Below are 22711 nucleotides of genomic sequence, written 5' to 3'. Positions count from 1 at the left end.
TCCGACCCTAGGACCACCGTCACCCGGTCGCGGGGACCCGCTCCGGACCACCCGCCCGAACGTTCCGGCTTTGGAGGACGGAACGTTCGACCTGATCGGGGTGGGAGCCGGTCCGTCGAACCTCGCGCTCGCGATCGCGGTGGCGGAGCGGGCCGAGAGCCGCGCGCTGTTCCTCGAGCGCTCGGTGCGGTTCGGGTGGCACCGCGACATGCTGCTCGACGACACGACGATGCAGGTCTCGTTCCTCAAGGACCTCGTGACGCTGCGGAACCCGACCAGCGACTTCAGCTTCCTGTCGTACCTGCACGCCCGGGCCCGGCTCGTGGACTTCATCAACCACAAGACGCTGTTCCCGCTCCGCGAGGAGTTTCACGACTACCTCACCTGGGTCGCGGCCCGGGTGGCCGACCAGATCCGCTACGACCACGAGGTGCTCGCGGTCCGGCCGGTGCGGTCGGGCCGGGACGGCAGCCGAATCGCCGAGCTCGAGGTCCTCGCCCGCCGCGGCGACGGCACCACGGTCTCGGCGCGCACGCGCAACCTCGTCGTCGGCACCGGGCTGGTCCCGCGGCTGCCGGACGGCGTCAGCACCTCGGGCCGGATCTGGCACAACGCGCACATGCTCACCCGGCTCTCCGACCTCGACCCCGTGGCGCCGGAGCGCTTCGTCGTCGTGGGTGCCGGGCAGAGCGCGGCCGAGGTCACGGCGTACCTGCACGACCGCTACCCGGACACCGAGGTGTGCGCGGTCTTCGCACGCTTCGGCTACAGCCCGGCCGACGACAGCCCCTACGCCAACCGGGTCTTCGACCCCGAGGCCGTGGAGGAGTTCTACGCCGCGCCGGCGGACGTCAAGCGGATGATCCTCGACTACCACGGCAACACGAACTACTCGGTCGTGGACCTGGAGCTGATCCAGGACCTGTACCACCGGGAGTACCGGGAGAAGGTGCTCGGACGGCAACGACTGCGGTGCTTCAACGTGTCGCGGGTCGCCGACGTGGTCGAGGGGCCCGACGGCCTGAGCGTCGACATCATCTCCATGACGACGGGTCAGAAGACTCAGCTGACGGCGGACGCGATCGTCTTCTGCACGGGCTACGACCCGGTGGACCCGGCGACGCTCCTCGGGAACCTCGTCGGCCACTGCCGGCGTGACCTCGACGGCCGGTACCGCGTGCAGCGGGACTACCGGCTGGAGACCTCGCCGGAACTGCAGGCCGGGATCTACCTCCAGGGCGGCACGGAGCACTCGCACGGGCTGACCTCGTCCCTGCTGTCGAACATCGCCATCCGCGCCGGCGAGATCCTCGACTCGGTCTCCCGGCGCACCCGCTCGCTCGTGGGCTGAGCCACCGGTCGGCGACGCCCCGCCGACCGTGCCCGTGCCCCGCCCGATCCCCACCCGATCTCGCCGAGGGAGAACCCTGCGCGTGTCCACCCCGGATTCCGACCGCACCTGGCCCGCGATCTTCGCCACCCGCGTGACGGAGGCCCCGGACGCCGTCGCCGTCGTCGTCGAGGACGTCTCGCTCACCTACGCCGAGCTCGACGCCGCCGCGAACCGGCTCGCGCACCGGCTGCTCGCGGTGGGGGCGGGTCCGGAGCGGATCGTCGCGCTGGCACTGCCGCGCACGGTCGATCTCGTGGTCGCGCACGTCGCGGTGCTCGCCACCGGGGCGGCCTACCTGCCGCTCGACGCCGATCACCCCGCGGAGCGACTGGAGTACATGCTCACCGACGCGGCCCCGGTCGCCGTGGTGACGACGACCGACCTCGCGCCGGAGATCCCGGACACGGGAGTGCCGCGCGTGGTGCTGGACGACCCGGCGACCGTGGCGGCTCTCGCGGCGGCGCCTCCGCACCGACCGACGCCGGCCGAGCGCGGGGGACCACTGCTGCTCGACTCCGCGGCGTACGTGATCTACACGTCGGGGTCGACGGGCCGACCGAAGGGCGTCGTCCTCTCGCACCGGGGCGTCGACAAACTGATTGCCACTCAGGTTGAGCGGTTCGGCATCGGCCCGGACGATCGCATCCTGCAGTTCGCGTCGCCGAGTTTCGACGTCGCGTTCTGGGACCTGTGCCTCGGGCTCCTCTCCGGCGGGCGGCTGATCGTCGTCCCGTCCGAGCGGCGCGTGGCCGGCCCCGAACTGACCGAGTACGCCGCGAAGCACGGCGCGACCTTTCTGATCCTGCCCCCGGCGCTGCTCGCCGTCCTCCCGCCGGACTGTTCGCTGCCGCCGGGCGCGACCCTGCTCGCCGGCACCGAACGCGTCTCGCCCGAACTCGTGGCGCGCTACGGGCCGCACCAGCGCATGTTCAACGCCTACGGGCCCACCGAGGCGACCGTGAACTCGACGCTGGGGGAGTCGCACCCGGACCGCATCACCGGCCCGATCGTCCCGATCGGGATCCCGGACCCGCAGACGACCGCGCGCGTCCTCGACGACCGGCTCGTGCCCGTGGCCGACGGGGAACCCGGCGAGCTCTACCTCGGCGGGCCGGGCCTCGCCCGGGGCTACCTCAACCGCCCCGGCCTGACTGCGGGCCGCTTCGTCGCCGACCCGTTCGGTGCGCCCGGTGAGCGGCTCTACCGGACCGGCGACCTGGTGCGGGTCAACGAGGACGGCGCGCTGGAGTTCCTCGGCCGCACCGACGACCAGGTGAAGATCCGCGGGTACCGCATCGAGCCCGGGGAGGTCGAGTCCGTCCTCGTCGCGCACGAGGCCGTCGAGACCGCGGCCGTGCTGGCCCGGGACGTGCCGGGACCCGACGGCGCGAGCGCGCGCCGGCTCGTCGCCTACGTCGTCCCCGCGACCGGCGGACGGAGCTCCGGCCGGGACGTCGAGGCCGAGAGCGCGCAGGTGCAGGCCTGGCAGGACGTGCACCGGCTGCTCTACACGGCCGCCGGCCCCGAGGCCCTCGACGAGGGCTTCGCCGGCTGGAACTCCAGCTACGACGGGACCCCGATCCCGCTGCCCGAGATGCGCGCCTGGCGCGCCGAGACCGTCGCGCGCATCCGCGCGCTGCGGCCGCGACGGGTGCTGGAGCTCGGCGTCGGCAGCGGGCTGCTGCTGACCGAGTTGGCCCCGGAGTGCGAGGCGTACTGGGGTACCGACCTCTCGCCCGAAGCGGTCGAGAGCCTGCGCGGCCGGGTCGCCGCCGATCCGGCGTCGGCCGAGCGCGTCCAGCTGCGCGCCCAGCCCGCCGACGACCTGACCGGCCTGCCGGGCGGGTTCTTCGACACCGTCGTGCTCAACTCCGTCGTCCAGTACTTCCCGAGCGCGGACTACCTGCTCGACGTCCTGCGCGGCGCGCTGGATCTCCTGGCTCCCGGCGGGGCGGTGTTCGTCGGGGACGTGCGGAACCTTCGGCTGCTCCGGACCCTGCGGGCCGGGATCGAGGTGGCACGCCGGGACTCCGTCGACGGCGTCGAGGATCTGCGCCGCGCGGTCGACGCCGCGGTGGCGTGGGAGGGCGAGCTGCTGCTCGACCCGGACTTCTTCCCGGCCCTGGCGCGGGCGCTGCCCGCCGTCACCGCCGTCGACCTGCGGGTCAAGGACGCCGACCACCCCAACGAGCTGAGCCGGTACCGCTACGACGTCGTGCTGCGCACCGGCGCGGTCGACCAGGCGCCCGGGCTGCCCGAGGTGCCCTGGGCGGGGCTCGCGGATCTGACGGACCGTCTGGAGCGGGCCCCGCGTGGGCTGCGTGTCACGGGCGTCCCGAACGGGCGGCTCGCCCTCGACCTGGCTGCGCTGGCCACCGTGGACGGCGGGGAGGCGGCAGCTCCCGACGCCGTGCCGGGCGAGATCGCGGCGGCCGCGCGCGCCCGCGGGTACGCCGTCGCCCTCACCTGGTCGGCGACCGGCCGCGCCGGGGAACTGGACGCCCTGCTCACCCGGGACACCGAGTCGGTGGGGGACTACCGACCGGGGCGGACCGGCGCCGAGCCGGGCGCGTACGCGAACCGGCCCGCGCGTCACCGCGACCCGCACGCCCTGATGGGCGCGCTGCGCACCTACGCCGCCGAGCGGCTGCCGGACTACATGGTCCCGTCGGCGTTCGTCGCCCTCGATCGCCTGCCGCTGCTCCCGAGCGGCAAGCTCGACCGCCATGCGCTGCCCCTGCCGGACTTCGCCGCGGTGGCGGGCGATCGTCCCCCGGCGACGGCTGCGGAGCGGATCCTCTGCGGCGTCGTCGCCGAGGTGCTCCGTCTGCCGCGCGTCGGCGCCGACGACGACTTCTTCGCGCTCGGTGGCGACAGCATCGTGGCGATCCAGTTGGTCATCCGCGCCCGTGCGGCCGGGCTGCGGCTCACCCCGCGCACGGTCTTCGAGCACCGCACGGTCGCCGCGCTCGCGCGGGCCGCGACCCCGGTCGCCGCGGCTGGTCCGATCGACCCCGACGCCGGGATCGGCACCTTCGGCCTGACGCCGATCATGCGCTGGCTGGACGAGTGCGCTGCGCTCGGCGCGGACGTCGACGGCTTCAGCCAGACGATGGTCGTCGCGACCCCGGCCGGACTCAGTCGCGAACGGCTCACCGACGCCCTGCAGGCGCTGCTCGACCGGCACGACGTCCTGCGGGCGCGGATCGTTCGTTCCGAAGCGGCCGGGGAGCGGTCGTTCGTCGTGCCGCCGCGCGGCTCGGTGGACGCCACCTCCTTGCTGACGGTTCGTCAGTGCGGAGCGCTCTCAGCGGTGGCGCTCGACGAACTCGCCGGGGCCGAGGGCGCGGCGGCCGCGCGCCGGCTCGACCCCGCGGCCGGGGTGATGCTCGCCGCGACCTGGTTCGACGCCGGCGCCGACGGGCCGGGCCGCCTCCTGCTCGCGGTTCAGCACTGGGTCACGGACGGGGTCACCTGGCGCGTCCTGCTGCCCGAACTGGCCGCGGCCGCGGCGGGTGAACCGGCCCCGGAGCCGACGACGCCCTTCGGGCGCTGGGCGGAGGTGCTCCACGCCGAGGCCCTCCGGCCCGAGCGGGTGGCCGAACTCGAGCGGTGGACCGCCGTCCTCGACGCCGCCGACCCGCAACTCGGAGCCCGGGCGCTCGACCGGCTGGGCGACCTCGACACCGTCACTCGCCTGACGCTGACCCTGCCGGCGGACGTCACCGAGCCGCTCCTGTCGTCGGTGCCCGCGGTCTTCCACGGCGGCGTCAACGACGTCCTGCTCACGGCGTTCGCGCTCGCCGTCGCCGACTGGCGCGCCGGGCGCGGGACGGCGGACGTCTCCGACGTGCTCATCGCGCTGGAGGGCCACGGGCGTGAGGAGCAGGTCGCCGAGGGCACCGGGACGACCGTCGACCTCTCCCGCACCGCGGGGTGGTTCACGACCGTGTTCCCGGTGCGGCTCGACCCCGGCGACGTCGACCGCGCGGACGCGCTCGCCGGCGGTCCGGCCGCGGGAGCGGCGGTGAAGCGGGTGAAGGAGCAGCTGCGCGCGATCCCGGACGCCGGCATCGGCTACGGGCTGCTGCGTCACCTCAACCCCGAGACGGAGACGGTGCTCGCGCGCTACGCCGCACCGCAGATCAGCTTCAACTATCTCGGGCGGTTCGCCGTCGGGCGGGACCGGGAGCCGTGGGCCCCGGTCGCGGGCGCGGGCATGCTCGCCGGCGGCGCCGACGAGGCGATGCCCGTCGTGCCCTACGCGCTCGAGGTCAACGCGTTCACGGCGGACACCGCGACGGGACCGGAACTCGGCGTCAGCTGGACGTTCCCCACCGCGTTGTTCGACCCGGCCGACGTGCGGGTCCTCGCCGAGGGCTGGTTCACGGCCCTGCGGGGCCTGGTGCGCCATGCCGACGGACCCGGCGCGGGCGGGCACACGCCCTCGGACCTGTCGCTGGTGTCGCTGAGTCAGGAAGAGATCGAGGAGTTCGAGGCGGAATGGCTGTGACAGGGGCTGTGACAGGGGCTGTGACAGGGGCTGTGACAGGTACCCAAGGTTCCGGACTCGCGGACATCCTGCCGCTGACCCCGCTGCAGGAGGGCCTGTTCTTCCACCGGCTCGCGGACGCGGGCGGGCTCGACCTGTACACGAGCCAGCTGACGCTCGATCTCGCAGGCCCGCTGCGGGCGGAGCGGCTACGGGCTGCGGGCCAGGCCCTGCTCGACCGGCACCCGAACCTGCGGGCCGCGTTCCGCCAGCGCAAGGACGGCGCCCCGGTCGCCCTCATCCCGCGCTCCGTCGAGCTGCCCTGGCGCGAACTCGACCTCTCGGGCGACGACCCCGACAAGCGCGAGCACGAACTGGCGCGCTTCGCGGACGAGGAGCAGGGCGCGCCGTTCGACCCGGGCGTCCCGCCGCTGGTGCGCTTCGCGCTCGTGCGCCTCGACGCCGATCGTCACACGCTCGTACTGACGCACCATCACATCCTGCTCGACGGCTGGTCGATGCCGCTCCTCGTGCAGGAGCTCTGCGACCTCTACGCGGCCGGTGGGGACGCCGGCGCCCTCCCGGCGCCCGTGCCCTTCCGCGCCCATCTCGAATGGCTCGCCGGTCAGGACCGCACCGCTGCGGTGGAGGAGTGGCGGACGGTCCTGGCCGGCGTCCCGGGGCCGACGCTGGTGCGCCCCGAGGGCCGGGGGCGGCCGGCCGACCGGTCGCCGCTCACCGTCACCCGCCGCCTCGACGCGGCGACGACCGCGCGCCTGACCGCGGTCGCCCGTGAGTACGGGGCGACCGTCAGCACGGTGATCCAGCTGGCGTGGGGGCTCACGGTCGCGACGCTGACCGGGCGCACCGACGTCGTGTTCGGCACCACGGTCGCCGGCCGTTCGCCGGAGGTCGAGGGCGTCGAACGGATCCTCGGCCTGTGCATCAACACCGTTCCGGTGCGGGTCTCACTCGATCCGGCGGCATCGCTGGGCGAGAACCTGACGGCGCTGCAGCGGACGCAGACCGCGCTGCTCGACCATCAGCACCTCGGCCTGCCCGAGATCGCGCGGGCGGCCGGCACCGGTGAGCTCTTCGACACCATGACCGTCGTCGAGAACTGGCCGGAGACCGCGCCGGTAACCGAGGTCGGTGGCGTTCGCCTGACCGGCATGACCTGCCGCGACGCCACCCACTACCCGCTCTACCTCGTCGCCCGGCCCGAGCGCGAGCTCGAACTGCGCGTCCACCACCGGCTCGACCTCGTCGACGCCGGGACCGCCGAGCGCGTCGCCGACCGGCTGGTCGCGGCCCTGCGGTCGCTCGCCACGGCACCGGACCGCACGCCGGCCGGCCTCGACCTGCTCGCCGCGGCCGAGCGCACGCGGGTGCTGACCGACTGGAACGACACCGCTGTCGCGCCGGCCGATCCGGACGCCACGCTGACCGGCCGGCTCGCCGCCCAGGCCGCGCGGACTCCGGACGCGCTGGCCGTCGTCGCTGAAAACCGCCACCTGACCTACCGTCAGCTGCACGACGAGGCCGGCCGCCTGGCGGGGTTGCTGGCCGAACGCGGCGTCGGCCCGGAGTCCGTCGTCGCCGTCTCGGTGCCGCGATCCGCGGAGCTGATGGTCGCCCTGCTCGCGGTGGAGCTCGCGGGCGCCGCGTACCTGCCCGTCGAGGTCGACCTGCCCGCCGCCCGGCGTCGGGACCTCGTGGCCGACGCCCGGCCGGTCGTCGGCATCACCGTCCGTGCGGGTCTGGACGAGCCTGCGGCCCTCGGCGATCTCGGCTGGATCGTGCTCGACGACCCCACGACCGCCGCGGAGCTCGCGAGGTGTCCCGTCGCCGCCCCGCGCGAGCCGCACCCCGACGGCGCGGCGTACCTGATCTACACCTCCGGATCGACCGGCCGGCCGAAGGGCGTCGCGGTCTCGCACCGCGCGATCGTGAACCGGCTGGACTGGATGCAGTCGGCGATGCCGCTGACCGCCGACGACCGCGTCCTGCAGAAGACCCCGGCGGGCTTCGACGTCTCGGTGTGGGAGTTCTTCTGGGCGCTCTGCGAGGGCGCCGCGGTGGTGTTCGCGCGGCCCGGCGGTCACGCCGACCCCGCGTACCTGCGAGAGCTGATCGCCGCCGAGGGCGTCACGACCCTGCACTTCGTCCCGTCGATGCTGGCGGCGTTCCTGGCCTCCGACGGCGGTGCGGCGGCAGCGGGCCCGGACTGGCCGGCGACGCTCCGGCGCTGTGTCTGCAGCGGCGAGGCGCTCTCCACCGAGCTCGCGCAGCGCTGGCTCGACCGCACCGGGGTCGAGCTGCACAACCTCTACGGTCCGACCGAGGCCGCGGTCGACGTGACCGCATGGGCGTGCCGGCCGGGCGCCGAGCTCCCGTCCGTGCCCGGCGTGCCGATCGGCCGGCCGGTGTGGAACACGCAGGTCCGCGTGCTCGACGCCTGGCTGCGGCCGGCGCCGGTCGGGGTCCCGGGCGAGCTCTACCTCGCGGGCGTGCAGCTGGCGCGCGGCTACGCGGGCCGGCCGGGCCTGACGTCCGAACGCTTCGTCGCCGACCCGTACGGGGCGCCGGGGGAGCGGCTGTACCGCACCGGTGACCTGGTCGCCTGGCGGCACGACGGCGCGTTGACCTACCTCGGCCGCACCGACCACCAGGTGAAGATCCGCGGTCAGCGGGTCGAGCCCGGTGAGCTCGAGGCCGCGCTCCTCGCGCGCCCCGACGTCGCCGCCGCGGTTGCCGTGCCGCGCACGGACGGGCCGGGCGGGACGTACCTGTGCGCCTACGTCGTCCCGGCGACCGGGGCGGAGCTCGACCCGGACGCGGTCACCGCCGAGCTGACGGCCACGCTCCCCGCCGGGCTCGTGCCCGGCGCGGTCGTCGTCCTCGACGCTCTGCCGGTGACCGGGAACGGCAAGCTGGACCGGGCCGCGCTGCCGGCGCCCGAACGTGCGCGGGGTGAGCAGCGCGAACCACGAACGGCGGCCGAGCAGACCCTGTGCGAGGTGTTCGCCGCCGTGCTGCGCCTCGACGAGGTCGGGGTCGACGACGACTTCTTCTTCCTCGGCGGCGACAGCATCATCTCGATCTCGCTGGTCGCGCAGGCCCGCCGCCGCGGCATCGACCTGACGCCCCGCCAGATCTTCGAGCTCCGCACCCCGGCCGCGCTGGCGGCGATCGCGCCGGCCGAGACCGTGCCGGCCGAGACCGTGCCGGCCGAGACCGCGACCGACGGTACGGCCGACGGCGCCCCCGGAGCGCTGCCGGCCGGCGACCCCGACGGCGTCGGGAACGTGCCGTTGGTGCCGGTCGTCCACTGGCTGCGCGAACGGGGCGGGCCGATCGGCCGCTTCAGCCAGTCGGTGCTCGTGCACACGCCGGCCGGTGCCGACGCGATCCGGCTCGAGACGGCCCTGCAGGCCCTGCTCGACCGGCACGACGCGCTCCGCCTGCGGCTGACCCGGCCGGTCCCGCAGCTGTGGTCGCTGGCGGTGGAGCCGACCGGCCGCGTCCGCGCCGCCGACGTGCTCCGCCGCGTCGACGCCCGCGCTCTCGGCGCCGACGCCCTCCGGGCCGCCATCGCCGCCGAGACCTCCGCGGCCGCCGACCGGCTCGACCCGGAGGCCGGCGAGATGGTCGCCGCGGTCTGGTTCGACCGCGGGGCCGAGGCGGGCCGACTCCTGCTCGTGGTCCACCACCTCGCCGTCGACGGCGTCTCGTGGCGGATCCTGCTCCCCGACCTCGCCGCGGCGTGGGCCGGGGAACCGCTGGACGCCGTGCCCACCACCCTCCGTACGTGGGCACGGCGCCTGGCCGACGAGGCGGCGAGCCCCGCGCGGTTGGGCGAACTCGAGCACTGGACGGCCACCACCGCACCGGGCGCACGTCTCGTCGCGGCGGAGGTCCCGGCCGCGGCGGCGACCTGGACACAGGCGGACACCGCACGGACCGTCACCCGGTTGCCGGTTGCGGACACGGTCGCTGTGCTCGGTGCCGTTCCCGCAGCCGCCCGGGCGGGGGTGCAGGACGTCCTGCTCGTCGCCTTCGGGCGGGCCGTCGACCGCTGGCGCGCCGACGCCGGTCGCGCCACCGGTCCGGTGCTCGTCGACGTCGAAGGCCACGGCCGCGACGCCTCCGCGCTGGGCGCGGCGGAGCTCGACCTCTCGCGCACCGTCGGGTGGCTGACGACCGTGCACCCGCTGCGCCTCGACACCGGGGGCGACTCCCTCGAGGGCGCGGTGCGCCGGGTGAAGGAGACCGTCCGCGCCGTGCCCGCCGCCGGGCTCGGCCACGGTCTGCTGCGGTACGTCAACCCGCAGTCGGCGCCACTGCTCGCGGCCGGCGAGCGCGCGCAGGTGCTGTTCAACTACCTCGGGCGGATGCCGGCGGCCGACGGAACGGCCACCCCGTGGACGCCCGCACCGGAGGCGGGCGTGCTCGGCGCCGCGGCCGACCCGGAGCAGCCGGTCCCGTACGTCCTGACCCTCGACGCGCTGACCGAGGACGGCCCGGACGGGCCCGAGCTCGCGGTGACGTGGACCTTCGTGCCCGACGCCCTGAGCGCTGCGGACGTCGACGCCCTGAGCACCTACTTCGCCGCTGCCGTGGCGGAGCTGCGTGCGTGGGCCGCCGCCGGGAACACCGGGCTCACGCCCGCCGACCTACCCGCCGTGACGCTCCGTCAGGAGGAGATCGACCGCGTCTGCGCCTTTCATCGTGCGCGGACCCCCGGCGGGGCCGTGACGGACATCTGGCCGCTCTCGCCGCTGCAGGAGGGCCTGTTCTTCCTGGCGTCCTTCGACGCCGGTCGCCGGGACATCTACACCGTCCAGGACCACTTCGACCTCGACACGACCGTCGACGTCGAGCGCCTGCGCACGGCACTGGCGGCGTTGCTCGCCCGCACCCCGGTCCTGCGCGCGGGCTTCACCAACGACGGGCTGGCCGCGCCCGTGCAGTTCCTCGCGTCCGCCGTCGAGCCGCCGCTCGACGTCGTGGACCTTCGCGGCCTGGAGCCGGGCGTCGAGGCCGACCGCCTCGCTGCCGTGATGGCCGCGGACCGCGCCCGGCGCTTCGACGTCACGTCGCCGCCACTGCTCGCGGTGACGGTCGTGCTGCGCGACGGCAACCGCAGCCGCATCGTGCTCAGCCACCACCTGCTGCTCTGGGACGGCTGGTCGGCCGCGCTGCTGTTCGCGGACCTTTTCGAGCTTTACGCCTCCGGCGGCGACGCGACCGGGCTGCCGCGCCGCGGCTCGTACCGCGACTACCTGAACTGGTTGGGGGAGCAGGACGCCGAGGTCTCGGCCGCGGTGTGGCGCGACGCGCTCGCCGAGCTCGACTCCCCGACGCTTGTCCACCCCGGGCTCGGTGAGGCGGAGCCGGTGCCGCCGGGCATCCGCCGCATCACGCTCGACGAAGCTGCGTCGGACGCGATCCGCGCCGCCGCGCGCGCCGCCGGAGTCACGCTGAACACGCTCGTCAGCGCGGCCTGGGGCCTGGTGCTCTCGGGGCTGACCGGCTCCGGTGACGTCGTGTTCGGCACGACGGTGTCGGGCCGCCCACCGGCGGTGCCCGACGTCGAGACGGTCATCGGGTTGTTCCTCAACACCGTGCCCGCGCGCGTGCGGATCGACCCGGCCGAGACCGTCACCGAACTCCTCGGTCGCCTGCACCGCGAGCGTTCCGCCGTGCTCGGCCACGACTGGCTGGGGCTCGCGCGCATCCAGCGCGAGTCCGGGCACCCGCAGCTGTTCGACACGCTCTCGGTGATGCAGAACTTCCTCGGCGACGACGCCGAGGAGGAGGAGGCGTTCCGGCGCCGGCACCGGATCACCGACGTCGGCTACGCGGACGCCACGCACTACCCGCTCACCCTCGTCGTCACCCCGACGACAGAGCTGGTGCTCGGGCTGTACCACCGGCCCGACGTCGTGACCGATGCCGCGGCGCAGGCCGTTCTCGACCGGTTCGCGGCGGTGCTCGAGGTTCTCGTCGCGGATCCCGGCGTCCGCGTCGGCGAGCTCGACACCCTGACCGCGGCCGAGCGGCAGCAGGTGCTCGTCGAGTGGAACGACACCGCCGCCGACTCGGGCATCGAGTCGATCTCCGAACTGCTCGCCGAGCGCGCCGCGCTCTGCCCCGACGCGGTCGCGCTCGTCACCGCCGACGGTTCCTGGACCTACGCCGAGCTAGAGGCGCGGGTCAACCGCATCGCGCGGGCCCTGCTGGCCCGCGGCGCCGGGCCCGAACGCGTCGTCGCGCTCGCGCTCCCGCGTGCCGCCGACATGGTGGCCGCGCTGTTCGCCGTGCTGCGCACCGGCGCGGCCTACCTGCCGATCGACGCCGACACCCCGGCCGACCGCGTCGCGTTCGTGCTCGCCGACGCCGAGCCCGTCTGCGTCCTGACCACCGCTGCCCGCGACGGGCAGCTGCCCGTCGGCGGCCCGGAGCAGGTCCGGCTCGACGACCCGGCGACGGCCGCCGCGCTGACGGCGCTCTCCGCGGAGCCGCTGGCCGACGCCGAGCGGCCCGGTTTCGCCCCCGGGGTGCCGCACCGGCTGGAGCACCCGGCCTACGTCATCTACACCTCCGGCTCGACCGGCCTGCCCAAGGGCGTTGTCACGCCCTATCGCGGTCTGACGAACATGCAGCTGAATCACCGTCAGCACATCTTCGACCCGGTGGTGGCGCAGGCGGGCGGGCGGCGACTGCGGATCGCGCACACGGTCTCGTTCTCCTTCGACATGTCGTGGGAGGAGTTGCTCTGGCTCGTCGAGGGGCACGAGGTCCACGTCTGCGACGAGGATCTGCGCCGCGACCCGGAGGCGCTGGTGGCGTACTGCGCCGCGCACGCCGTCGACGTGGTCAACGTGACGCCGACCTACGCCGCGCAGCTGTTCGAGCACGGGCTGCTCGACGGCCCGCACGTCCCGCCGCTCGTCCTGCTCGGCGGCGAGGCGGTGCCCGAGCACGTGTGGTCGCGGCTGCTCACGACGCCCGGTGTCACCGGCTACAACCTCTACGGCCCGACCGAGTACACGATCAACACCCTCGGCGGCGGGACCGACGACAGCACGACGCCGACGGTCGGCCGCCCGATCCGCAACACGGTCGCCTACGTCCTGGACTCCCGGTTGCGCCCCGTGCCGCCCGGTGTCGCCGGGGAGCTCTACATCACCGGCGTCGGTCTGGCCCGTGGCTACCTTCAGCGCGCCGGCCTGACGGCGGAGCGGTTCGTCGCCGACCCGTTCGGCGAGCCGGGTGCGCGCATGTACCGCACGGGTGACCTCGTCCGGTGGCGGTCCGACGGTCTGCTCGACTTCGTCGGCCGCGCCGACGACCAGGTGAAGATCCGCGGCTACCGCGTCGAACCCGGCGAGGTCGCCGCGGCGGTCGCCGCGCACCCCGAGGTCGTCGACGCGGCGGTGATCGCCGTCCCGGCCGGAGACGGCACCGGCTCGTCCCGGCTCGTCGGGTACGTCGTGCCCGCGCCGGCGGCGGGTGACTCGCGCGACGCCGCCGAGTCCGCGCACGTCGAGCAGTGGCAGCAGATCTACGACGCCGAGTACACCGAGATCCCGACGGCGGTCTTCACCACCGACTTCGCCGGTTGGGACTCCAGCTACACCGGCGCCCCGATCCCGTTCGACGAGATGAGCGAGTGGCGCGACGCGACGCTCGCACGGATCCGCTCCCTCGGTGCCCGCCGCGTTCTCGAGGTCGGTGTCGGCAGCGGCCTCCTGCTGTCCGGGCTCGCCCGCGACGTCGACGAGTACTGGGCCACCGACTTCTCGGCGCCCGTGATCGCGAAGCTGACCGCGGACGTCGCTTCCGACCCGGAGCTGGCCGCGCGGGTGCGCCTGGAGTGCCGGCCCGCCGAGCACACCGACGGCCTGCCGCGGGGTCACTTCGACACGATCGTCGTCAACTCGGTCGTGCAGTACTTCCCGAGCGCCGAGCACCTCGCCGGCGTGCTGACCGGGCTGGCCGAGCTGCTCGCCCCCGGCGGCACGCTGTTCGTCGGCGACGTCCGCGACCTGCGCTCGCTGCGTGCGTTCCACGCCGCGATCGCGTTGGAGCAGGCGGACCCCGGTGTCGGGCCCGCCCAGTTGGCCGCGCAGATCGACAGACGGGTCGCGCTGGAGAAGGAGCTGGTGCTCCACCCCGCGTGGTTCACCGACCTGGCGGAGCGCACACCGACGCTGGCCGGGGCCGACATCCGGCTGAAGGCGGGCCGAGCCCACAACGAACTCACCCGGCACCGTTACGACGTCCTGCTGCACGCGGCCGGTGGACCCGAACCGGTGGCCGTCGACACGGTGCCCGGGGCGGTGCGGATTCCCGACCTGGAGAACCCACGTCTGTCGGGAGAACTCGCGGCCCTCGAGGTGCTGGCGTCCGGTTCCGTGTCCGGGGTGGTGGCCGCGCGCGCCGCGCTGCGGACCGCCCCGGTGGGCACCGAACCCGACGACGTCGTCCGCGCGGGGTACCGCGCCGTCTGCGTCCCGGGCAGCGAGCCGGACCGGTACGAGGCGGTGCTGCTGCCGGCCGACGCTCCCGTTCGGCTGACCGGGACCTGCCGCGCCCGGCCAGTCGGCGAGCTCGCCAACGCGCCGGCCGCGGCCCGCGCGGCGGCGGACCTGCTCGTGCGCCTGCGGGGATTCCTGAAGGAGTCGCTGCCCGACTACATGGTGCCGTCCGCCCTCGTGCCGCTGCCGGCGCTGCCGCTGACCGTCAACGGCAAGCTCGACCGCCGCGCCCTGCCGGCGCCGGAGCCGGTCGCGACGACGGCCGGCCGCGCGCCGGCGACCCCGGTGGAGGAGACGCTGTGCGCGCTCTTCGCGGAGGTGCTCGGACTCGAGCGCGTCGGCGCCACCGACGACTTCTTCGCGGCGGGTGGCCACTCGCTCCTCGCCACGCGGCTGATCAGCCGAGCCCGCAGCGAACTCGGCACCGACCTTGCGATCCGCGACCTGTTCGAGGCTCCGACCGCGGAGGAGCTCGCCCGGCGGGTCGAGGCCACCCGCGGCCCGGCCCGGGCGGCGCTCGTGCCCGGCCCGCGGCCGGAGCGGGTCCCGCTCTCGGCCGCCCAACGCCGCCTCTGGCTCGTGGACCGCCTCTCCGGCCCGTCCGCGGCCTACAACTTTCCGCTGGTGTTCCGCCTGACCGGCGCGCTCGACACCGACGCGCTGCGTGCCGCGGTCATCGACGTGATGACCCGTCACGAATCGCTGCGGACGCTGTTCGCCGAGGCCGGGGGCGAGCCGTACCAGGACGTGCTCGACCCGGCGGTCGCGGCGGACGAGTTCACCCGCTCGGCCTTCGAGGTCGTCCCGGTCGCCGAGGAGGCGATCACGGACGTCGTGGCCCAGCGTGTGCGGACGCCGTTCCGCCTCGGGGCGGAGCTCCCGGTCCGGGCGTCGGTCCTGACCGTCGCACCGGACGACGCGGTCGTCGTGATCGTCCTGCACCACGTCACCACCGACGAGTGGTCGGACCGGCCGTTCCTTGCCGACCTCGACACGGCCTACCGCGCCCGTGTCGCCGGGCTCGACCCGCGCTTGGCTGCGCTGCCGGTCCAGTACGCGGACTACACGCTGTGGCAGGAGCGCCTGCTCGGCGACGCGCCGGACCCCGATTCGCTGATGGCGCGTCAGCTCGACTACTGGACCGCGACGCTCGCCGGGTCGCCGGTCGAGCTCCGGCTGCCCACCGACCGACCCCGACCGGCCGAGCCCTCCGTCACCGGCGGCCTGGTCCGCGCCGAGGTGCCGGCCGAGACCGCCGCCGGCCTCCGTCACCTCGCCGCGGCGAGTGGCGCCAGCATGTTCATGACCCTGCACGCGGCGTTCGCCGCGCTGTTGACCCGCCTCGGAGCGGGGGAGGACCTCCCGATCGGCGTGCCGGTCGCGGGCCGCGCCGACGGGGCGCTCGACGACCTCGTCGGGTTCTTCGTCAACACCGTGGTGCTCCGCACCGACACGTCGGGGGATCCGTCGTTCGCCGACCTGCTCGGCCGGGTCCGCGAGACCGGCCTCGCCGCCTTCGACGCGGCGGACGTCCCGTTCGAACGCGTGGTCGAGGCCGTCAACCCGCCGCGGGTGCCGGGCCGTAACCCGCTCTTCCAGGTCCTGATCGGCTACCACGCCCGCAGCAGCGACGACGCCGACCTGCTCGGCCTGCCGACGCGGTGGCTCGACCCGGAACTGGGCACCGCCCAGTTCGACCTCGCGGTCGACGTCGTCGACCCGGGCGCGGACACGGGCGAGGCGCTGCTGCTGAAGTTCGAGTACAGCCGTGATCTCTTCGACCCCGCGACCGTCGCCGAGCTCGCCGACCGGATGTTGCGACTGCTCGCCGCGGCAACCGCGGACCCGACCCGGCCGCTGAGCCGGCTCGACCTGCTCGCTCCCGGAGAACCCGCCTCCCTGCTCGCGGCCGGTGTCGGTCCGGAGCTCGCGGTCCCCGAGCTGACGGTGGCTCAGGCTCTGGCCGTCCAGGCGCAGTGCACGCCCGACCGGCTCGCGCTGGTGGCCGGCGCGGAGCGGCTCACCTTCGCCGAGCTCACCGGCCGCGCGGGCGGTGTCGCCGCCCTGCTGACCGAGCACGGCGTGCGACCGGGTGACCTCGTCGGCCTCGCGCTGCCGCGCACGGCGACGGTGCCGGCGATCTTCGGCGTCCTCGCCGCGGGCGCGGCGTACGTGCCGGTGGATCCGAACCAGCCGCCGGCGCGGCTGGAGCAGATGTTTGCCGACGCCGCCCCGGTGGTCGTGCTGACGACCGCGGAGCTGGCGAACCGGCTGCCCGCGGGCGTGCGGACGGTCGTGCTCCCGGCGGACGCGCCGGTGGGGTCGTTCGCCCCGGTGCCACCGCCGCCGGCCGCCGCGGCCTACGTCATCTTCACGTCCGGGTCGACGGGCACGCCGAAGGGTGTGGTCGGCACTCACCGCGGGCTGACGAACCTCCTCGCCGCCCAGCGGGCCACCGTGATGGACCCGGCTGCCCAGGCGCTCGGCCGGGAGGTCCTGCGCGCGAGCTGCGTGACCTCGTTCTCCTTCGACGCGTCGTGGGACCCGCTGCTCTGGCTGGTCGCCGGGCACGAGCTGCACGTCCTCGACGACGAGAGTGCGCTCGACCCGGCCGCGGTCGTCGCGTACCTGGGCGCCGAGCGCATCGACTACCTCGACCTGACGCCGACGTTCCTGCGCGAGCTGATGCGCGCGGGCCTCGGCGCGGACGGCGTGCCGCCGGCGGTCCTCGTCGTCGGGGGCGAGGCGACGCCACCGGACCTGTGGGGCGAGCTGACCTCGTGGCCGTTGGTCGCGGTCCACGACCTGTACGGCCCGACCGAGTGCACGGTCGACGCGTGGGGCCGCAGCGCGATCCGCACCGCCGACACGGTCCACCGCCGGGCCGGCGCCGTCGCGAACCTCGCGGTCCGGATCCTCGACGCCGGGCTCACGCCGGTGCCCGACGGCGTCCCCGGCGAGCTCTACCTCGCCGGCCCGGGTCTCGCCCGCGGGTACCTGAACCGCCCCGGCCTCACCGCCGACCGCTTCGTCGCCGACCCGTTCGGCGCCCCCGGGACGCGGATGTACCGCACCGGTGACCTCGTCCGGCGGCGTGCGAGCGGGGAGCTGGAGTTCCTCGGCCGCGTCGACGGCCAGGTCAAGCTCCGCGGCCTGCGCATCGAGACCGGAGAGATCGAGGCGGCCCTGCGCACGGCCGGCGCGGTCGACGCGGCCGTCGCCGTCCGCGAGGATCGGCCGGGCGACCCGCGTCTGGTCGCGTACGTCGTGGCGCCCGGCGGTGCGGAGACCGACGTCGAGACGCTGCGGGCCGCCGTCGCGGCGACCCTGCCCGCCGCGCTGGTGCCGTCGGCCTTCGTCGTCCTGCCCGCGCTGCCGCGCTCCGTGGCGGGGAAGGTCGACCGCGCCGCGCTGCCGGCGCCCGTCGACTCCCGATCCGCCGGGTCGGGCCGGGCACCGGCCTCCGCACTGGAGGGCACGGTCTGCGCTCTGTTCGCCGAGGTGCTCGGGCTGCCCGGAGGGGAGCGGCCCGGCGCCGACGCGGACTTCTTCGCCCTCGGCGGGCACTCGCTGCTCGCCATGCGCCTGGTCGCTCGACTGCGGGCCGATCTCGGGGCCGACGTGTCCCTGCGGACGGTCTTCGACGCGCCGACCCCCGCGCGCCTGGCCGCGCGGCTCGCCACCGCGTCCGCCGCGGGGGAGCGTCCGGCGCTGACACCGGTGCCGTCCGGCGCCGAGGTCCCGCTCTCGCCGGCCCAGCACGGGCTCTGGGTGCTGGACCGCATCGCCGGCCCGAGCCCGACCTACAACATCCCGATCGCCTGGCGCCTGACCGGCGAGCTCGACGCCGCCGCACTGCGCGCCGCGGTGCGCGATCTCGTCGAACGCCACGAGCCCCTGCGCACGGTCGTCGTCGAACGGGACGGCCTGCCGTACCAACGGGTGCTGCCGGCGGAGACGGTCCGCGTCGTCGAGGCCACGATCGACCCCGCCGACCTGCCCGCGCGGTTGCGCGGCGCGGCCTTCCACACCTTCGACCTGGCGACGGAACCACCGGTGCGGGCCGAGCTGCTCCGGCTGGGACCGACGGACCACGTCCTCACGCTGACGGTGCATCACATCGCCGCCGACGAGTGGTCCGACGCGCCGCTGGTGACCGACCTGGCCACGGCCTACGCCGCGCGGCGGGAGGGCCGGGCCCCGGAGTTCGCGCCGCTGCCCGCCCGCTACGCGGACTTCGCCGCGTGGCAGCACAGATTGCTCGGCGAGCGCGGGGCGCCGACCGAGTACGCCCGGCAGCAGACCGCGTTCTGGCGCGAGGCGTTGGCCGGTCTGCCCGTCGAGCTCTCGCTGCCGACCGACCGCCCCCGGCCGGCGATGGCCACCGGCTCCGGCGGCACGGTGCCGGTGACGATCGACGCCGACCTCGCGGCCGCGCTGCGGTCGCTCGCGCGAACTCACGACGTCAGCACGTTCATGGTGCTGCAGGCGGCGGTCGCGGCGCTGCTCCACCGCAGCGGCGGCGGTGACGACATCCCGATCGGCAGCCCGATCACCGGCCGGGCGGACCTCGCGCTCGGCGACCTCGTCGGGTACTTCCTCAACACGATCGTGCTGCGGACGGACCTGTCCGGGCGGCCGAGCTTCGCCGAGCTGCTGCGTCGGGTGCGGGAGAACGACCTCGCGGCCTTCGAGCACCAGGACCTGCCGTTCGACCGCGTCGTCGAGGCGGTCAACCCCGCGCGGTCGCCGGCTCGCCACCCGTTGTTCCAGGTGATGGTGGTGCACCTGCCCGCGCCCGACGACGACCCGGAGCTCCCGGGCCTCGGGGCGACGCGGATCGACGCCGACGCCGCGGTGGCGAAGTTCGACCTCTCGTTCGACTTCGTCGACGAGCGCGGCGGCGACGGCGGGGCCGGGGGGATCGCCGGCGTCGTCGAGTACGCGACGGACCTCTTCGACGAGAGCACGGCGGCGGGTCTCGCCGACCGCCTGCTCCGGCTGCTGCGCGCCGTGGTCGCCGATCCCGACCGGCCCGTCGCCGGGATCGACGTCCTGGCCCGCGGCGAGCGCGACGCTGCGCTCGCCGCGGGTCGGGGTCGCCCCGCCGCTGCGCTTCCCGCGAACGTCGCCGCGACCGTGCCGGCCCTGTTCGAGGCGCAGGTGCGCCGCGACCCGACGGCGCCCGCACTGGTCGCGGGGGAGCGCCGGTTGACGTTCGGTCAGCTCAACGCCGGGGCCAACCGGCTCGCGCGGCTGCTCGTCGCCGCCGGAGCCGGGCCGGAGCGACCCGTCGGACTCGTGCTGCCGCGCGAGCACGGGATGACCGCGATCCTCGCCGCGGCCAAGGCCGGCGCGCCCTACGTCCCCGCCGAGCCGGACACCCCGGCCGCCCGTACCGCGGCGCTGTTCGCCGACGCGGGTGCGGTGCTCGTCGTGACCACGTCGGACCTGGTCGCCGAGTGGGGTGACGTCCCCGTCCTCGTGCTCGACGACCCGGCGACGGCGGTGCGCCTGGGGACCGCGGACGACCGCGATCTCACCGATGCCGACCGGCTCGCGCCGCTCGCGCCGGAGCACCCGGTGTACGTGATCTACACCTCCGGCTCGACGGGGACGCCGAAGGGTGTGGTCGTGCCGCACACGGCCGTGGCGAACCTGTACGCCAGTCACGCCGAGGATCTGCACGCGCGGGCCGTCGTGGCCGCCGGGCGGGACCGGCTGCGGGTCGGGCACGCGTGGTCGTTCTCCTTCGACGCGTCCTGGCAGCCGCAGCTGTGGCTGCTCGGCGGGCACGAGGTGCACGTCCTCGACGACGAGACCCGCCGGGACGCGGACCTGCTCGTCGCCGCGGTGTGGGATCGCGACCTCGACTTCCTCGAGGTGACGCCGTCCTTCCTCGCGCAACTGCTCGCCGCGGGCCTCGTGCGTCCGGACGTCGACGGCACGCCCCGCTGCCCGCTGCACCTGCTGGGATTCGGGGGCGAGGCCGTGCCGCCGGGCGTATGGACGCAGCTGCGCGAACTCGCCGGCACCGATGCGGTCAACCTCTACGGACCGACGGAGGCGACCGTCGACTCCCTGGTCGCGTTCGTCGGCGACGCGAAGACTCCGGTGGTGGGCCGCCCCGTCGCCGGCGCGCACGCCTACGTCCTCGACGCGGCGCTGCACCCGGTGCCGCCCGGGGTCACCGGTGAGCTGTATCTGGCCGGCGCCGGACTCGCGCGCGGGTACCTCAACCGCGCCGGGCTGACCGCGGACCGGATCGTCGCCGACCCGTTCGGTCCGCCCGGGACACGGATGTACCGGACCGGTGACCTCGCACGGTTCGACGCCGCGGGGCACCTCGAGTACCGCGGCCGGTCGGACGATCAGGTGAAGCTGCGCGGCTACCGGATCGAGCCGGCCGAGATCGAGGCCGTGCTCGGGCGTCACGGTGACCTCGCGGCGGCGGTGGTCGCCGTGCGTCCCGGCCCGGGTGGGGTCGAGCGCCTGGTGGCCTACGTCGTGCCGCGGCCCGGCGCTGACGCGCCGTCCGTCGCCGACCTGCGCCGGCTCGCCGCCGACGCCCTGCCCGGCCACATGGTGCCGACGGCTTTCGTCGCGCTGGACGCGCTGCCGCTCCTGCCCGGCGGCAAGCTCGACCGGTCGGCGTTGCCGGAGCCGCCGGCGGCCGACCGCATCCGCTCGCGTCCGCCGGCGACCTCGGCCGAAAACGCCGTCGTCACCGTCGTGAGTGAGCTGCTCGGCCTCGAGGTCGGCGTCGAGGACGACTTCTTCGCCCTCGGCGGCGACAGCATCCTCGCGATGCAGGTGGTCAGTCGCCTGCGCGCGCAGGGCTGGAAGGTGACGCCACGTCAGATCATGGCGGAACGGACGCTGGACTCGGTCGCGGCCGCGGCGGTCCCGGTGGAGGCTTCCGACACCGCCACCGCCGCCACCGCCGACGACGGGACCGGCACGGTTCCGCTGACGCCGACCATGGCCTGGATGTCCGAGGTCGACGCACCGGTCGCCGGCATCCAGCAGTCGAGCCTGGTGCTCACCCCGGCCGGCACGACCGAGGACGGTCTGCGGCAGGCCCTCGCCGCGGTGGCCCGGCAGCACGACCTCCTGCGTGCCCGCCTCGTCCGGGGCACGCCCTGGACGCTGGAAGTTCCGTCCGCGGATCAGGCCGTGGTCCACCTCGAGTGCGTGGACGCCCGGGGCGTCGGCGACCTGGAGGCCCTCGTCGCCGAGCGCGCCCGCGCGGCCCGGGACCGCGTCGACCCCGACTCCGGGGTGATGTGGGCCGCGGTGTGGTTCGACCGCGGGCCCGGCGAACGCGGACGGCTCCTGCTGACCGTGCATCACCTCGTGATGGACGCCGTGTCGTGGCGCATCCTTCTCAAGGATCTCGCGGCTGCGGTGGCGGGCCGGGACCTGCCGCCGGTCACCACGTCGTTCCGCCGGCACGCGCAGTTGCTCACCGCGCAGGTCCCGCACCAGCGCGGCGGCTCCCCGGCGGCGGAGTCCGTCCGGGCCGGCGGGGACCCGCTGCCCCTGCGGCGCCCGCTCGACCCGACACGCGACGTCGTGGGGACCGAACGCACACATGACGAGACGCTCCCGACGGGCCTCACCACGGCCTTGCTGGGCCCGGTACCCGCGGCGTACGGGGCGCACGTCGACGACGTGCTGCTCGCGGCACTCGCGCTCGCCGTCGCCGACTGGCGGGACCGGCGCGGTGCGGTCGAGAGCTCTGTCGATGACGGGGGCGGGGCGACGCTCGTCGACGTCAAGGGCCACGGGCGCACGGGTGACCTCGACGTCTCCCGCACGCTGGGCCGGTTCGCCACCGGCGTCCCGGTTCTGCTCGACCCGGGGCCGGTCCGGCTGGCTGACGTGGAGTCAGTTCCGGTGGCGGCCGCGGCTGTGCTGGAGCGCGTACGAGTGAGCACGGGAGCGACGGCCGCCCTCGGGGGTGACGTACCGCCGTCGCTGGAGTTCAACTACCTCGGCCGCGTCGGCGGCCCGGAGGACGGCGACTGGGCGAGCGCCCCGGAGGAGGCGGTCGCCGACCTCGCGCTCGACCCGTCGATCCCGCTCGCACACGCCCTGTCCCTCGGCGCCGTGGCGCAGGACCGCCCGGACGGCGTCGTCCTGCTCGCGACCTGGTCGTGGCCGGACGGCGTCCTCGACGCCGACGCCGTCGTCGACCTGGCCCGGACCTGGTTCCGCGCGCTCTCTGCGCTGGCCGCCGCGGCCCCGCGCGACTGACCGGACGACATCGAAGACCCC

2 protein-coding genes and 1 pseudogene are annotated in these 22711 nt (G+C 75.2%); all 3 read left to right on the top strand.

Annotation, left to right across the window (positions count from 1 at the left end; all coding sequences use genetic code 11):
• The first annotated feature begins 70 nt into the window (after window positions 1–70).
• Window positions 71–1351, top strand: coding sequence for a lysine N(6)-hydroxylase/L-ornithine N(5)-oxygenase family protein (locus ABD401_RS10450; protein WP_344604369.1), 1281 nt, complete (start codon window positions 71–73; stop codon window positions 1349–1351).
• A 106-nt stretch (window positions 1352–1457) separates the two neighbouring features.
• Window positions 1458–5906, top strand: a pseudogene (locus tag ABD401_RS10445) (amino acid adenylation domain-containing protein); the annotation flags it as partial.
• A 32-nt stretch (window positions 5907–5938) separates the two neighbouring features.
• Window positions 5939–22690, top strand: a complete 16752-nt coding sequence (locus tag ABD401_RS10440) for an amino acid adenylation domain-containing protein (protein ID WP_344604365.1) — start codon at window positions 5939–5941, stop codon at window positions 22688–22690.
• The last annotated feature ends 21 nt before the right edge of the window (window positions 22691–22711 follow it).

Source organism: Sporichthya brevicatena (assembly GCF_039525035.1).
Lineage (GTDB): Bacteria > Actinomycetota > Actinomycetes > Sporichthyales > Sporichthyaceae > Sporichthya > Sporichthya brevicatena.
Note: the sequence above shows the minus strand (reverse complement) of the source record. Positions and strands in the feature narration are given on the sequence as shown.